11 protein-coding genes and 4 tRNA genes are annotated in these 14,275 nt (G+C 59.4%); 11 read left to right on the top strand and 4 right to left on the bottom strand.

The genetic code is table 11. From position 1 onward, the window contains the following. Nucleotides 1-60: 60 nt before the first annotated feature. The 8 genes from BM229_RS04855 to BM229_RS04820 all read left to right on the top strand — a co-directional run bounded on the left by BM229_RS04855 (nucleotide 61) and on the right by BM229_RS04820 (nucleotide 6,058). Entirely contained in the window at nucleotides 61-1,155 is a 1,095-nt protein-coding gene (locus tag BM229_RS04855) for an alkene reductase (protein WP_093926517.1), read from the top strand. Nucleotides 1,156-1,388: 233 nt separating this feature from the next. Next, nucleotides 1,389-3,800: an endopeptidase La gene (gene lon, locus BM229_RS04850; protein WP_093926516.1), complete on the top strand. Its 2,412-nt coding sequence runs from the start codon at nucleotides 1,389-1,391 to the stop codon at nucleotides 3,798-3,800. 150 nt (nucleotides 3,801-3,950) lie between these two features. Further along, nucleotides 3,951-4,025: transfer RNA gene (locus tag BM229_RS04845), tRNA-Val, on the top strand. 115 nt (nucleotides 4,026-4,140) lie between these two features. Next, nucleotides 4,141-4,722, top strand: coding sequence for a histidine phosphatase family protein (locus BM229_RS04840; RefSeq protein WP_093926515.1), 582 nt, complete (start codon nucleotides 4,141-4,143; stop codon nucleotides 4,720-4,722). Then, complete coding sequence (locus BM229_RS04835; protein ID WP_093926514.1) at nucleotides 4,719-5,288, top strand: histidine phosphatase family protein; 570 nt, start codon at nucleotides 4,719-4,721, stop codon at nucleotides 5,286-5,288. The genes BM229_RS04840 and BM229_RS04835 overlap by 4 nt, the downstream gene beginning before the upstream one ends. A gap of 41 nt (nucleotides 5,289-5,329) precedes the next feature. Next, nucleotides 5,330-5,405 (top strand) — tRNA-Val (locus tag BM229_RS04830). Nucleotides 5,406-5,753: 348 nt separating this feature from the next. Continuing rightward, nucleotides 5,754-5,830: transfer RNA gene (locus BM229_RS04825), tRNA-Asp, on the top strand. 151 nt (nucleotides 5,831-5,981) lie between these two features. After that, a tRNA-Asp gene (locus tag BM229_RS04820) sits at nucleotides 5,982-6,058 on the top strand. A 126-nt stretch (nucleotides 6,059-6,184) separates the two neighbouring features. Here the strand turns inward: BM229_RS04820 and BM229_RS04815 are convergent. After that, a complete protein-coding gene (locus BM229_RS04815) occupies nucleotides 6,185-7,555 on the bottom strand; it encodes a M20/M25/M40 family metallo-hydrolase (RefSeq protein ID WP_093926513.1) in 1,371 nt (456 codons plus the stop codon). A 79-nt stretch (nucleotides 7,556-7,634) separates the two neighbouring features. Beyond that, nucleotides 7,635-8,717: a histidine kinase dimerization/phosphoacceptor domain -containing protein gene (locus tag BM229_RS04810; protein WP_167360193.1), complete on the bottom strand. Its 1,083-nt coding sequence runs from the start codon at nucleotides 8,715-8,717 to the stop codon at nucleotides 7,635-7,637. A 223-nt stretch (nucleotides 8,718-8,940) separates the two neighbouring features. Between BM229_RS04810 and hemA the strand changes: the two genes are divergently transcribed. The 3 genes from hemA (at nucleotide 8,941) to ispG (ending at nucleotide 12,786) form a co-directional block, all read left to right on the top strand. Further along, nucleotides 8,941-10,164, top strand: coding sequence for a 5-aminolevulinate synthase (gene hemA, locus BM229_RS04805; RefSeq protein ID WP_093926511.1), 1,224 nt, complete (start codon nucleotides 8,941-8,943; stop codon nucleotides 10,162-10,164). A 120-nt stretch (nucleotides 10,165-10,284) separates the two neighbouring features. Then, the gene (locus tag BM229_RS04800) at nucleotides 10,285-11,574 is read left to right on the top strand and encodes a helix-turn-helix domain-containing protein (protein WP_093926510.1); all 1,290 of its coding nucleotides are present in this window, start codon (nucleotides 10,285-10,287) and stop codon (nucleotides 11,572-11,574) included. Between the two features lie 87 nt (nucleotides 11,575-11,661). After that, a complete protein-coding gene (gene ispG, locus BM229_RS04795; protein ID WP_093926509.1) occupies nucleotides 11,662-12,786 on the top strand; it encodes a flavodoxin-dependent (E)-4-hydroxy-3-methylbut-2-enyl-diphosphate synthase in 1,125 nt (374 codons plus the stop codon). Nucleotides 12,787-12,946: 160 nt separating this feature from the next. Here ispG and BM229_RS04790 read toward each other — a convergent pair whose 3' ends face one another. Together BM229_RS04790 and BM229_RS04785 are read right to left on the bottom strand one after the other, a co-directional pair. After that, a complete protein-coding gene (locus BM229_RS04790; RefSeq protein ID WP_093926508.1) occupies nucleotides 12,947-13,330 on the bottom strand; it encodes a hypothetical protein in 384 nt (127 codons plus the stop codon). Between the two features lie 103 nt (nucleotides 13,331-13,433). Further along, entirely contained in the window at nucleotides 13,434-14,183 is a 750-nt protein-coding gene (locus tag BM229_RS04785; protein WP_093926507.1) for a DsbA family protein, read from the bottom strand. Nucleotides 14,184-14,275: the final 92 nt, after the last annotated feature.

The raw sequence follows: 14,275 nt of genomic DNA, 5'->3' as shown, positions 1-14,275 counted from the left end.
CTGCACTGCGGAGGGGTCTTAGGTGCCCTTGCACAGTCTATTGCAAGGAAAGGCCCGAATATGACCGAGAAGCTATTTACCCCCTTCACCGCCGGTGAGATTGTGGCCGACAACCGTCTGGTCATGGCCCCGCTGACCCGCAACCGTGCAGATAACGAGACAGGCGAAGTCTCGGACATGCATGTCGAGTATTACCGCCAGCGCGCGGGAGCGGGCATCATCATCACCGAAGCCACCCAGATCAGCCCCGAGGGCAAAGGGTACTTCCAAACCCCCGGCATCCATACCGAAGGCCAAGTCGCTGCATGGCGCAAAGTGACCGATGCAGTGCATTCCGAAGGTGGGCGCATTGTGATCCAACTGTGGCACGTGGGCCGGATCAGCCATACTTCCCTGCAGCCTGAGGGCGGCAAGCCTGTCGCACCCTCGGCCATCGCGGCGGGGGTAAAAACCTTTACCGCCAACGGGTTTGAAGACACTTCCGAGCCGCGCGCGCTGGACTTGGATGAGATACCACGTCTGGTCGCCGACTACGCCCATGCCGCTGAGATGGCAAAGAAAGGCGGTTTCGACGGGGTCGAGGTGCATGGGGCCAATGGCTACCTGCTGGATCAATTCCTGAAAACCGGCAGCAACAAACGCGATGACGCCTATGGTGGCAGTGTGGAAAACCGCGCGCGGTTGCTGTTCGAAGTGCTGGATGCTGTGACAAAGGTCTGGGGTGGTGAGCGTGTGGGGCTGCGGCTCTCGCCCTTCTCGCCCGCCAATGGGATCGAAGACGCCAACCCGCAAGAGACTTTTGAGTATGTGGTCGAAGGGTTGAACCGCTACAACCTGTCCTATCTGCACCTCGTCGAAGGTGCGACAGGCGGCTCGCGTGAGCTGGACGAAGGCGAGAGTATCGCCGCCCTGCGCCGGCTGTTCAAAGGGCCCTACATGGCCAACAACGGCTATGACCGCGAGATGGCGCTAGAGGCCGTGGCCAATGACAAGGCCGATCTGATCGCAGTGGGCCGCCCCTTTATCGCCAACCCCGATCTGCCGCGTCGGTGGCAGATGAACGGGCCGCTGAACAAGGGGGACACAGATACCTACTATGGTGGCGGGCGCGAAGGCTTTACCGATTATCCGACACTAGAACAGGCCAAGGTCTAACCTATCCGGGGGCGTCTACGCGGCGCCCCTTGGCAAAGCGGCGCGGGAATGGCTCAAAAACAGCCAATCCCGCGCTTGCCTCCATCTCGCCAAACCGCGATGATGGCGGCTTAAAACCCCGCAGGGGATTGAAACAGGCGGATAGGATGCACACATGTCCTGTCCAGAAAAGGGGATGTCAGAGGCCGCCTATAACAGGGGCCCGGATGTCTTGCTAAGATAAGGAATTGAGCATGTTAGAGCCACTGAACGCATCCTACCCGGTGCTTCCGCTGCGCGACATCGTCGTGTTTCCCCACATGATCGTGCCGCTTTTCGTTGGCCGCGAAAAATCTGTCCGCGCCCTTGAAGAGGTGATGGCGGACGACAAACAAATCCTGCTGTCGAGCCAGGTCGACCCCGCCGAGGATGATCCCGATACCGGCGGTATCTTTAAAGCGGGCGTGCTGGCTAATGTGCTGCAACTGCTGAAACTGCCCGATGGCACCGTCAAAGTGCTGGTCGAAGGTCAGGCGCGGGTGCGCATCACCGAATACCTTGAGAACGACAATTTCTTTGAGGCCCGCGCTGAGTATCTGACCGAGATGCCGGGCGATGCGGCCACCACGCAGGCGCTGTTGCGCACCGTGGCGGATGAGTTCGAGCGCTACGCCAAGGTCAAGAAAAACGTCCCCGAAGAAGCGCTCGCCGCCGTTGGTGAAAGCGCCGAACCTGCGCGTCTGGCCGATCTCGTGGCCGGCCACCTCGGCATCGAAGTTGAGCAGAAGCAGGACCTGCTGGAGACGCTCAGCATTTCTGAGCGGCTTGAGAAAGTTTACGGCCTGATGCAGGGCGAAATGTCTGTCCTGCAGGTCGAGAAAAAGATCAAGACACGCGTCAAATCCCAGATGGAGCGCACGCAGCGCGAATACTATCTGAATGAGCAAATGAAGGCCATTCAGCACGAGTTGGGCGATGGCGAAGACGGCAAGAACGAAGTGGCCGAGCTTGAAGCCCGTGTCGCTGAGACCAAACTGAGCAAGGAAGCCCGCGAAAAGGCCGATGCCGAGATCAAAAAGCTCAAGAATATGAGCCCGATGTCTGCCGAAGCCACTGTCGTGCGCAATTACCTCGATTGGATGCTGTCGATCCCATGGGGCGTGAAGTCGCGCGTTAAGAAAGACCTGGGCAAGGCGCAGAAGGTGCTGGATGACGACCACTATGGCCTTGAGAAGGTCAAGGAGCGGATCGTTGAGTATCTCGCCGTCCAACAGCGCTCGACCAAGATGAAAGGCCCGATCATGTGCCTCGTCGGCCCTCCGGGCGTCGGCAAGACCTCCTTGGGCAAGTCGGTGGCCAAAGCCACGGGGCGCGAGTTCATTCGCATCTCGCTCGGTGGCGTGCGCGATGAATCCGAGATCCGCGGCCACCGTCGGACCTACATCGGCTCCATGCCCGGCAAGATCATTCAGGCGCTGAAAAAGGCGAAAACCACGAACCCGCTCATCCTGCTCGATGAAATCGACAAGATGGGGCAGGACTTCCGTGGCGATCCGGCTTCCGCGATGCTCGAAGTGCTTGATCCGGAACAGAACGGCACCTTCGTCGACCACTACTTGGAGGTGGAATATGACCTCTCGAACGTGATGTTCCTGACCACATCGAACAGCTACAACATGCCCGGGCCGCTGCTGGATCGGATGGAGATTATCCCGCTTTCCGGCTACACAGAGGACGAAAAGCGCGAGATCGCCAAGCAGCATTTGGTGCAGAAGCAGATCAAGAACCACGGCTTGAAAGAGAAAGAGTTCAAGATCGAAGACTCCGCTCTGACAGGCATGATCCGGTACTACACCCGTGAGGCCGGCGTGCGGAACCTTGAGCGTGAGATTGCCAAGGTGGCGCGTAAGTCGCTGACCAAGATCGTGAAAAAGGAAGCAGAGAACGTCACCGTGACCGGCGACAACCTCGAAGACTTCCTTGGTGTGCGCAAACACCGCTACGGTCTGGCTGAGGAGAAAGATCAGATCGGTGTCGTGACCGGGCTGGCCTATACCTCCGTGGGTGGCGAGCTGCTGCAAATCGAAGCGCTGCGTCTGCCGGGCAAGGGCCGGATGAAAACCACCGGTAAGCTGGGCGACGTGATGAAGGAAAGCATCGACGCGGCGAGCTCCTACGTGCGCTCGATCAGCCCGCAGATCGGGGTGAAGCCGCCGAAGTTCGACACGCTGGACATCCACGTCCACGTGCCCGATGGCGCCACACCCAAGGACGGCCCTTCGGCCGGTCTGGCGATGGTGACTTCGATCGTGTCGGTGCTGACGCAGATCCCCGTGCGGCGTGACATTGCCATGACAGGCGAGGTTTCACTGCGTGGTAACGCGATGCCAATCGGCGGCCTGAAGGAAAAGCTCCTTGCGGCCCTGCGCGGCGGTATCACCACGGTGCTGATCCCGCAGGAGAACGAGAAAGACCTGCCGGATATTCCGGATAACGTCAAAGAAGGGCTGACCATCATTCCGGTGAACCACGTATCGGAAGTGTTGGAACATGCGCTGGTGAGTAAGCCGAAGGCGATTGAGTGGGACGAAGCCGCCCAAGAAGCCGCCGAAGCTGCCGCAATAAAGGCCCGTGCCGGTGGCATGGATGTGACCACCACGCATTGAGCTCTTGCCCTTGCTGAAAGATAAAAACGCGCGCCTTCAGGGGCGCGCGTTTCTCGTTAGGGCAGGGGGTGCCAACCCCTTTCACTAGGGTTGTTTTTTGCGCAAACCCCTCTTGCATGCACCGCCGCAATTGGCTACTTCGCCCCGCAAGGGTGATTAGCTCAGTGGTAGAGCGCTTCGTTCACATCGAAGATGTCAGGAGTTCAAATCTCTTATCACCCACCATTCCTTTTTCTGACCTGATCGTTCACACCGTCACCGACCCCCGTCGTTCCCTGCGCGGGGCTGGTCCTTATCGGGTCAACTGCCCTATACCATGGGTGAAAATGGCGGAGCGCATATGTCAGTACACCCGAAAATCTGGTTTCTTCGCCACGGTCAGACTGAGGGGAACCGTGCCTTTCGCTTGCAGGGGCATCTCGATTCCCCACTGACCGCACAAGGTGTTGCAGAGGCAGAACAGCAGGCCCGGCTGATGGAGCCGATCCTTGCGCAGAATCCAGATATCCTTGTGTCACCGCTGGGTCGTGCGCAGCAGACGGCGCGTATCGCGCTGAATGGTGCGCCTTACCGTGACGATCCGCGTTTGATGAAAATTCATGCCGGGGAGTGGCAGGGCCTGTCCCGCGATGAGATTTTTGCAGCGCACCCAGACCTCGCCACTCGCGATCCGGCCCCCTTAGACATCTACGGCGCCGCCCCAGGTGGGGAAGGGGTCGCCGCTTTTCGCGCCCGCATCCGGGAGGTACTGAACGGTTTGACCGCGCCGACGGTACTGGTCGCCCACGGCCTTTGGGGGCAGGTATTGCGCGCTGAGGTGTGCGGCCTTGATCTGGCCGATGCGGGGCGGCTCAGCAACCGGCAGGGTTGTGTTTATCTGCTGGACGATGGCAGCGAGACCATCTTGGATACCCCTGCATGAGCCACTATCCGACCCTCTATATCCTTCGGCACGGAGAAACGGAGTGGAACCTAGCCAACCGGCTGCAAGGGCATTTCGATTCTTCCCTGACCGAAAAAGGCCGCGCGCAGGCTATGGCGCAGAACGCGATTCTGCAGCGCTGCGAATTATCTGGTTTTGCTGCGCTTAGCAGTCCGCAGGGGCGGGCACTGACCACGGCGCAAATCGCGCTCGCGGGGATGGGAATTGAGGTCGGAACGGATGCGCGCCTTGGTGAGATCGGCATCGGCACGTGGGCGGGCGAAGAACGTGAGACTTTGCTCCGGCAGACCCCTGCTGCGCGTGATTCCTATGATCTGTACGAATATGCCCCCGAAGGCGAAGGATTCGCCGCCCTTTACCAGCGTTGCCTTGCCTTTCTCGACAGTTTGACCGGCCCGCATGTGCTGGTGACACACGGCATCACGTCGCGCATGTTGCGACTTATTTTATTGGGCCAAAGCCCTGCCAACTTGCGCGATATGCAAGGCGGGCAGGGGGTGGTTTTCTGCCTTGAGCATGGTCAGCAAAAAAGGCTGACATTATAGGGTTGAAGCCCGCCCCCACCTTGCGCTATGAGGTCCAAGTCGGGTCGTTAGCTCAGTTGGTAGAGCGCTTCGTTTACACCGAAGATGTCGGGAGTTCGAGCCTCTCACGACCCACCAATCCCTTTCCTGTATTGATCAGTCGGCTGGCACAGTTGCAGGCCCGACCGACGCCCGTCCGCGTCGCGGCAGTCTGGGACGGGCGTTCGAGCTTCTCACGAGTCGCGACCCTTGCCTCATTGGGTGCTTTGAGGCGGTTCCACGGGAGCCCGTGCTGCTTAGCCCGGTATCATAAACCTTTCTTTCACAGGATCACTGTTCCCCTTCATCGCCCCAAACTCTCACTGTATCCAACGACATACCCACCAAAGCGAAAATTTCGCATTTTCCGCGAAACCGCGCTTGACGGCAGAGCGGGGTCACCATAGAACACCCAAACGCTTCGGGGTGACCCGGAGAGTGCAGCGGGCGGTTGTAGCTCAGTTGGTTAGAGTACCGGCCTGTCACGCCGGGGGTCGCGGGTTCGAGCCCCGTCAACCGCGCCACCGCTGCCTGAAAAGGGGACCTCTCTGAGGTCCCTTTTTTCGTTTCTAAACCTTAGTAAATCAGCTGCAAAACTTCTTTTCACAAAGACGAATTTTCTCGCTCAAATACGCTTGACGCCCCCCGCCCCTTGGCCTATTCCGCCCACATCGCGCGGTTGTAGCTCAGCTGGTTAGAGTACCGGCCTGTCACGCCGGGGGTCGCGGGTTCGAGCCCCGTCAACCGCGCCACTTTCTCTTTTTCATAGTAGATATACACTGTGACCAAAGCGGTCGCAGCGGCGCTACGTGCCGGGGTTCTGGCGTTTCTTGATGGGGGTTGGTTTGGCGACCGGGCAGACCCGATCGCCAGATGGTTTAGGTCAGCGCATCAAGGATGCGGGCCCAAGACCGGATGCCTTTGTGAAAGCTTTCCATGTCGTACTTTTCATTCGGTGAGTGGATTTGATCGTCGTCTTTGCCAAACCCGACCAGCATCGGCTCTGTGCCTAGGATTTTTTGAAAATGCCCCGCAATCGGGATCGAGCCGCCGCAGCCGATATAGGCTGCTGGCACCTGCCATTCATCGCTCAGCGCTTTGCGTGCGGGTTCAAACATCGGATGGTCAATTTCGACACCTGACGCTTGGCTGGCGCCGTGGCCGGAGAATTCGACAGTGCAATCCTCTGGCAGCATCTCGGTCACCATCTTGCGGAAGTTCTCGCGGATGGCGAGCGGGTCTTGGGTGCCGACAAGGCGAAAGCTGATCTTGGCGTGTGCCTCAGAGGGCAAGACCGTTTTGAAGCCGTCGCCGGTATAGCCACCCCAGATGCCGTTCACCTCACAGGTGGGGCGGGACCAGATCATCTCAAGCGGCGTGCGGTCCTGCTCGCCCGCGGGTTTGCTGAGGCCCACATCGCCAAGAAAGGCGGCATGGTCAAAGGCCAGCCCCTGCCACTGCGCTTCGAGATCTTCGGGCAGGTCCGGCACGCCGTCATAGAAGCCGGGAATGGTAATGCGGCCCTCGTCGTCATGCAGCGATGCAATCACCTTGCTGAGCGCGAGGATTGGGTTCATCGCGATGCCGCCGTACATGCCAGAATGCAGGTCTTTCGATGGCGCGGTCACGGTCAACTCTTCGCCCAAAAGCCCGCGCAGCATGGTGACGATGGCAGGCGTCTTGGATTCGAACAGCCCGGTGTCGCAGATCATCGCCACGTCGGCTTTCAATTCTTGGGCGTTCTCCTCCATGAACGGGACGAGCGAGGGCGAGCCGGATTCCTCTTCGCCCTCAAGGAAGAAGGTAATGCGACACGGCCAATCGCCTTTCACCTCTTTCCACGCGCGCAGGGCCTCGATGATGGTCATCAGCTGGCCCTTGTCGTCGGCAGCCCCACGGCCACGGATCACGCGGCCCTTTTCGGTGTCCTCAATCGCAGGATCGAAAGGGTCACGGTCCCAAAGGTTCAGCGGGTCGACCGGCTGCACGTCATAGTGGCCATAGAACAGCAGATGAGGCTTGCCTTCACCCACATGGCCCACAACCATCGGATGGCCCGGCGTGGCGCGTTTTTCGGCGTCTACACCCATGGATTTAAGGTCAGCCACCAGCCAATCCGCCGCCCGGTCACAATCCGCCTTAAATGCCGGATCGGTTGAGATCGACGGGATGCGTAGTAATTCTAGTAGGCGGTCGGTTGCGGCGGGCAGATCATGATCGATCCGGGCGAGAACGTCGTCGAGGGACATGGCTAATTTCCTTGCGCTTTGATTTCTGCGCGAAGGTATCAGGCGGGTAAGGCGTGTCCAGTGGCCGCAGGGCGGACACTCAGAAAGTAAGCGAGAGGCGGCTGCCCTCGGGGGTAAGCTTATGATCTACCTGTGCATCTAGCTGCGAGGCCGCTGCCGCCATTAAGGTCTGGCCGATGCTATCAGGCCTCTGTTTGCTCTCGCTTTTTGTGCCCAGCCCGTTGTCTTTGCAGGTCAGGTGAAAATGGCCATCCCGTAGCGCTAGATCAATCGTGATATGGCCGGGAGTTGTGCCGGGAAACCCGTGTTTGATCGAATTGGCGGCAAATTCACTGATGATCAGGCCCAAGGACGACGCCACATTGGCACGCAGCAGAGCTTGGTCAGCTGTGTAGCTGATTTTGATATGATCCGGCGCGGTTTGCTGTAAAAGCCCCGCGACCTTGTCGAGGTATTTTTCTGCATCCACTTCATCGCGCCCTCCGCTTGATTGAAGCTCGCCGTGTAGTGTTGCCATGGCGTTGACCCGGCGCTGGATGCTATCAAGCACATCGATCGTGGCTTTGTCGTCCAACTGCCTCGCGTGCAGCCGAACCATCGCTGAAAGTGTCTGCAGTGAGTTTTTGACGCGGTGATCCGCTTCGCTCATCAATACAGCCTGACGGCTGAGCGAAAGGCGCAGGTCAAGCTGCTTCATCACCTGACGGGCCAACACGGCGACGGCCTTGCGTTGATGTGCGCTCAGCGCGCGGGGTTTGTTATCAAGGATGCAAAGCGTGCCCAACGGCAGACCATCGGGGGCCACCAGCAAAGCACCAGCGTAAAAGCGCAGCCCGTTCCCATCGCCTGCCGTGCAAAGCGGATTGTCCGCCATGCGCGGGTCTTCTAACGTGTCCGGGATCTCTACGAAGGGCGCTTCGAGGATGGCGTGAGAGCACAGCGATGTATCCAGTGGAGTTTCGCGCGCGCCAAGGCCAACCTCCGCTTTGAACCACTGGCGGTCCTTGTCGATCAGGTTGATTACCGAAATAGGTGCGTCGCAGATCTCTGCGGCAAGCTCGACGATCTCGTCAAACTCCGCCTCGCGCGGGGTGTCGAGGATGTCATAACCATAGAGCGTCCGAAGGCGCTGGTCCTGCTGGGGGTGGGGATTGGCGCGCAAAACAATGGCCCTTTCTGGGTTTGTTCTTGAAAACATGAATGCGTCCGAAAATACAAGCAGACAATCACAAATCGCCCTCGGATCCGCGCCCATACCTGCGACAGTTCGCCCCGCAGGCGTCACCCGATAAGAGATTGAAGCTTTGGTCTCAAATCTGTAATCATTCTAAAAGCTGAATATGGAAGGGGTCCTTCCTGTTCGCGCCAAAAGATGGAGACGCGCAATGGACTATAACGAGAAGCTCGACGCGGCGATTGCGCGCCTGCATGACGAAGGACGCTACCGGACCTTTATCGACATTGAGCGCCGTAACGGCCAGTTCCCCCATGCGGTCTGGACCAAGCCCGACGGCAGTCAGCAGGACATCACCGTTTGGTGCGGCAATGACTACCTCGGCATGGGGCAAAACCCTGTGGTGATCGAGGCGATGGAAGAGGCGTTGCGGTCAACTGGCGCAGGCTCTGGCGGCACGCGCAACATCTCTGGCACGACCGTTTATCACAAGCAGCTGGAGGCTGAACTGGCCGACCTGCATGGCAAGGAAGCCGCGCTGCTGTTTACCTCGGCCTATATCGCTAACGATGCCACACTTTCGACGCTGCCAAAGCTCTTTCCCGGTCTGATCATCTATTCCGACGCGCTGAACCACGCCTCCATGATCGAAGGGGTGCGCCGCAATGGCGGGGCGAAACGCATTTTCCGCCACAATGACGTGGCCCATCTGCGCGAGTTGATGGAAGCTGATGATCCTGCAGCGCCCAAGTTGATTGCTTTCGAATCGATCTACTCCATGGACGGTGACTTCGGCCCGATCGAAGAGATTTGCGATCTCGCGGATGAATTCGGCGCGCTTACATATATCGACGAAGTGCACGCGGTGGGCATGTACGGCCCACGCGGGGCAGGGGTGGCAGAGCGTGATCGCCTGATGCACCGCCTCGACATCATCAACGGCACGCTGGCTAAGGCCTACGGCGTGATGGGCGGCTATATCGCGGCCTCGGCAAAAATGTGCGACGCGATCCGCTCCTATGCACCGGGGTTTATCTTTACCACCTCGTTGCCGCCTGCGGTGGCGGCTGGCGCGGCGGCCTCTGTCGCCTATCTTAAGCGTGCGCCAGAGCTGCGCGAGAAGCATCAGCAGCAAGCTAAAGCGCTGAAATTGCGTCTTAAAGGTTTGGGCTTGCCGATCATCGACCATGGCAGTCACATCGTGCCCGTCATGGTGGGCAACCCGGTCCATACCAAGCTGCTGTCGGACATGCTGCTTGAAGATCACGGCATCTATGTCCAGCCCATCAACTTCCCAACTGTGCCGCGCGGAACGGAGCGGCTGCGCTTTACCCCGTCGCCCTTGCACGGGCCCAAAGAAATGGACGCCCTCGTTCGTGGAATGGACACGCTCTGGTCTCATTGTGCGCTGAATCGTGCCGAAGCTGCTGGATAACGCAGCGCTATTCGTGTTTTGCGTTGTCTTGTGGTAGCCTTTTGTCAAGAAAAGGCTACATCCGAATCGTTGGGGCGTGTTTGGATCAAAGCTACAGGCTAACTGGGACAGGGCATATTGATGATCGGGCGTTGGGCCTCCAAATCCGCTGAGGACGAAACAGTCGAACCCAAAGGGTTCGATGCATTCGAATTGCGGTTGGGGGATGTCATGCGCGGCGAACGCGCGACGCTTGGCAAATCTCTGCTCGACGTACAGCGCGAATTGCGCATCAAAGCCTCTTATATTGCTGCCATCGAAAACTGCGATCCCGGTGCATTTGATACGCCCGGCTTTATCGCGGGCTATGTGCGATCTTATGCACGCTACCTCAACATGGATCCTGACCGTGCCTTTACGGCCTTTTGCAAGGAATCCGGTTTCGCGGTTGCGCATGGCATGTCCGCCGAAGCCTCTGTTGTCAAAAAGCCGAGCTTTGAAGAGCGGCGTAAGTCCCCGAAAGAGGACGATCTTTTTGCTCGCCCCAACACGCCCTTCGTGCCCACGGGCGACGGTTTGCTCAGCCGGATTGAGCCGGGTGCCGTCGGCTCTTCGCTGGTGCTGATCGCGCTGATTTCGGCCATTGGGTTTGGCGGCTGGACCGTGCTGAAAGAAGTGCAGCGTGTGCAGGTCGCGCCTGTGGATCAAACGCCTATCGTCCTGTCAGACCTTGATCCGCTGGACGGCGCATTGGCCCGCGCCCCTGATACTGACGATGATTCCGCTGCCCCTCAAAGTGTCGAAAGCCCCCGCGCCGATGCGCTTGACCGGCTTTACCGTCCGCAAGCGCTGGACGTGCCGGTTCTGGTGGCCCGTGATGCGCCGATTGCGTCTATCGATCCGCGTTCCGTTAGTAATTTCCCGACCCCCGACCGCCCGGATACACCGGGGCAGGGCACCGCTGTGGCTGAGAATGGCACGATAAATGACGCCATCGACGAAGCCTTGATGCTTGCCAATGCCGATACCGGCCTGCCCAGACCGCAGGTGGTTGAGCCCTTGGGCGACAAGGTGCGCATGGTTGCGGCCTATCCCTCTTGGGTGCGGGTGCGCGCCGCAGATGGCACAGTGATTTTCGAAGGCGTGATGAACAAGGGCGACACATGGGATATCCCCGTCACCGAAGAGCCGCCGACCCTGCGCACAGGCGAATCCGGTGCGCTTTATTTCGCCATGGCGGATGGGTGCTTTGGCCCCGTCGGACCACGCGGCGCGGTCACATCCAACGTCTCGCTGCATGCGCAGGCGCTGGCCGAGCTGTATCAGCCGGTCGATCCGAAGGCAGAGCAATCCCTCAGCCGGATGTTTGCCGATCTTGAAGGTTCGCTTGACCCTTCCGCGCTGGCGTCAATGCCCTGTCAGGGCAGCTAAGCGCGCGGGTCTTCGCTTCCCATTGCACATGAGGCCCCGGCTGAATAGTTAGGGGCCATAGCCCCTGATCCCGCGAAAGGTGTCTTCATGTCGCTTCATTCCATTCGCCCTTGGCGCGATATTCCGCGTCGAAAATCCCGGCAGATCATGGTGGGCAATGTGCCGGTCGGGGGTGATGCGCCGATCACCGTGCAGACGATGACCAATACGCTGACAACCGATGTGGCTGGGACCATCGCGCAGGTACAAGCCGCCGCGGATGCGGGGGCGGATATCGTGCGGGTCTCGGTTCCGGATGAGGCGTCCTCCAAGGCGCTGCGAGAGATTGTCCCTGAAGTGTCTGTGCCGATCGTCGCGGATATCCATTTTCACTACAAGCGCGGGATCGAAGCCGCCGAAGCCGGTGCCGCCTGCCTGCGGATCAACCCGGGCAACATCGGCGATGAGAAACGTGTGCGCGAGGTTATCAAAGCTGCGCGGGACCACAATTGTTCTATCCGCATCGGTGTGAACGCTGGCTCATTGGAGCGGCACCTGCTTGAGAAATACGGTGAGCCTTGCCCCGATGCGATGGTGGAAAGCGGGCTGGATCATATCAAAATCTTGCAGGACAACGATTTCCACGAATTCAAGATTTCCTGCAAAGCGTCCGATGTTTTCATGGCTGCGGCCGCGTACCAACAGCTTGCTGATGCTACCGACGCCCCCATCCACCTTGGCATTACCGAGGCGGGCGGCTTGATGTCAGGCACGATCAAATCGGCCATCGGTCTGGGCAATCTGCTGTGGAGCGGCATCGGCGACACCATTCGCGTTTCGCTCTCTGCCGATCCCGTCGAAGAGGTGAAAGTCGGCTACGAGATTCTTAAATCCCTTGGCCTGCGCCATCGCGGCGTGAACATCATCTCTTGCCCCTCCTGCGCGCGGCAGGGGTTTGATGTGATCAAAACCGTCGAGGCATTGGAAAAGCGCCTCGAACATATCAAGACGCCCATGAGCCTGTCGATTATCGGCTGTGTGGTGAACGGCCCCGGAGAGGCGCTGATGACCGACGTCGGCTTTACCGGCGGTGGGGCGGGGTCCGGTATGGTTTATCTCGCGGGCAAGCAAAGCCATAAGCTCGGCAACGAGGGCATGATCGATCATATCGTCGAGCAGGTTGAAGAACGTGCCGCGCAGATCGAAGCCGAGGCGGTGAAGGCGGCGGAATAGGCTGGTGGCTGGGCCGCTGGCCGGGTGGTGGCGGACAGGGTGCGCTGCGGTATTTTTAAAAGGATGAAGATGGGAATGGGGTGTGCGAACCGTGAGGGGCGCGCTTTGTTTTATGCTGGAAGGTATTTTGTAATCAGTGGGTTGGCGGGGACTGCTAATGTTAGTTGGGGGCGAGGTGTTTTTCGAGGACCACCGGCGGCATGTGGCCGTTGAGGATCAATTCGGGCAGCACATAGAAGGGGGCTGCGTCGAGACCTAGGGCGGCGGCCCAACGGACAACTTGGGGCGCCTGTAAGTCGTGTTGGATGAACGTCAGGCCGTAACACTCTGTGATTTCGGTCAGATCTCTGACTGCGGCCGCGCAGGTCTCGCAGTCCTTTGCGGTGAAAAGCGCCACGGCGTGACCTGCCAGAAGGTCGGGGGCAAGGCGTTCGAGCAGGGTCAGATCGTCCTGAATATATTGCCGCATTTCGGACTGGGCGGGCTGTGGCCCTGCCAAAGCCTCGGCTATGATATCGCCATTCGCCAAGATGGCGGCGCGCATTTCGGCATTGAAGGCAGCGCGCGCGGCAGGGCCGAGCGCGCTGAGATCATCGGCCCAGGCAGAGCCATTGCAAGGGCCGCCATGACTGCCGGGGCGCGCATCGTTAGCCGCGTTTTTCTTCCACCAGTGCCATCATTTGATCGTAGGGCAGGTAACCGCGCAGCATTTCATCTTGCATGACGAATGTGGGGGTGCCGGTGATCTGCAGCGTTTGCGCCAAGGCGCGGGTCTGGGCGATTTCTTGGGTAACTTCATCGCTGTCCATCTTGGCCTCGATCGCCGCGACATCCAGTTCAAAGCTTTCGCCCAAACGACGCAGCGCAGGCAGGGAGACTTCGCCGTTGAAGGCCATCAGCGCGTCGTTCAACTGCTTATATGCATCACCCCCCGCGACCTGTTTGGTGGCCACGGCAAAGCGCGAGGCCAGCAGGGACTGATCGCCGAGGATTGGGAACTCCTTGACGATGAGTTTGATATTGCCGTCAGTTTCCAGCAGCTTGGCCACTTCGCCGTGGGCGCGTTTGCAATAGCCGCAGCGGTAGTCGAGGAATTCGACCAGCGTGATGTCCCCATCAGGGTTGCCCCCGACCCAAGAATACCCATCGTCAAAAATCTCATCGGCGTTGGCGGTGACCAGATCGAAATCCGCCTGCAACTGCGCTTGGGCCTGGTTGTTCTGCATCTGCTCAACCGCCTGAAGGATCACTTCGGGGTTTTCCATCAGATAGGCGCGGACTTCGGCGCGGAACTGTGCGCGCTCGGCGTCGGTCAGCTCGGTCAGGTCCATGGCCCCGGCGGGGGCGGCAAGGGCCAGTGCGCTGGCAAAGGCAGGGGCGATGAGGCGGGCGAACATGGGCGGTCCTTTCGGTAGGTCTGCGAAATAGGGGCCAAGGGTTGACGCCCGGCATCAGGCGCGGTGAAAGCACATGCCGAGAGTAGGAGCAA

This window comes from Sulfitobacter dubius, from assembly GCF_900113435.1.
Lineage (GTDB): Bacteria > Pseudomonadota > Alphaproteobacteria > Rhodobacterales > Rhodobacteraceae > Sulfitobacter > Sulfitobacter dubius.
This window is presented reverse-complemented; position numbering and strand designations above follow the sequence as displayed.

Bases quoted from the DNA above. Each gene is read 5' to 3' on its own strand.
- BM229_RS04855 (WP_093926517.1), top strand. From the start codon at position 61: ATGACCGAGAAGCTATTTACCCCCTTCACCGCCGGTGAGATTGTGGCC.
- lon (WP_093926516.1), top strand. From the start codon at position 1,389: ATGTTAGAGCCACTGAACGCATCCTACCCGGTGCTTCCGCTGCGCGAC.
- BM229_RS04840 (WP_093926515.1), top strand. From the start codon at position 4,141: ATGTCAGTACACCCGAAAATCTGGTTTCTTCGCCACGGTCAGACTGAG.
- BM229_RS04835 (WP_093926514.1), top strand. From the start codon at position 4,719: ATGAGCCACTATCCGACCCTCTATATCCTTCGGCACGGAGAAACGGAG.
- BM229_RS04815 (WP_093926513.1), bottom strand. From the start codon at position 7,555: ATGTCCCTCGACGACGTTCTCGCCCGGATCGATCATGATCTGCCCGCC.
- hemA (WP_093926511.1), top strand. From the start codon at position 8,941: ATGGACTATAACGAGAAGCTCGACGCGGCGATTGCGCGCCTGCATGAC.
- BM229_RS04800 (WP_093926510.1), top strand. From the start codon at position 10,285: ATGATCGGGCGTTGGGCCTCCAAATCCGCTGAGGACGAAACAGTCGAA.
- ispG (WP_093926509.1), top strand. From the start codon at position 11,662: ATGTCGCTTCATTCCATTCGCCCTTGGCGCGATATTCCGCGTCGAAAA.
- BM229_RS04790 (WP_093926508.1), bottom strand. From the start codon at position 13,330: ATGCGCGCCGCCATCTTGGCGAATGGCGATATCATAGCCGAGGCTTTG.
- BM229_RS04785 (WP_093926507.1), bottom strand. From the start codon at position 14,183: ATGTTCGCCCGCCTCATCGCCCCTGCCTTTGCCAGCGCACTGGCCCTT.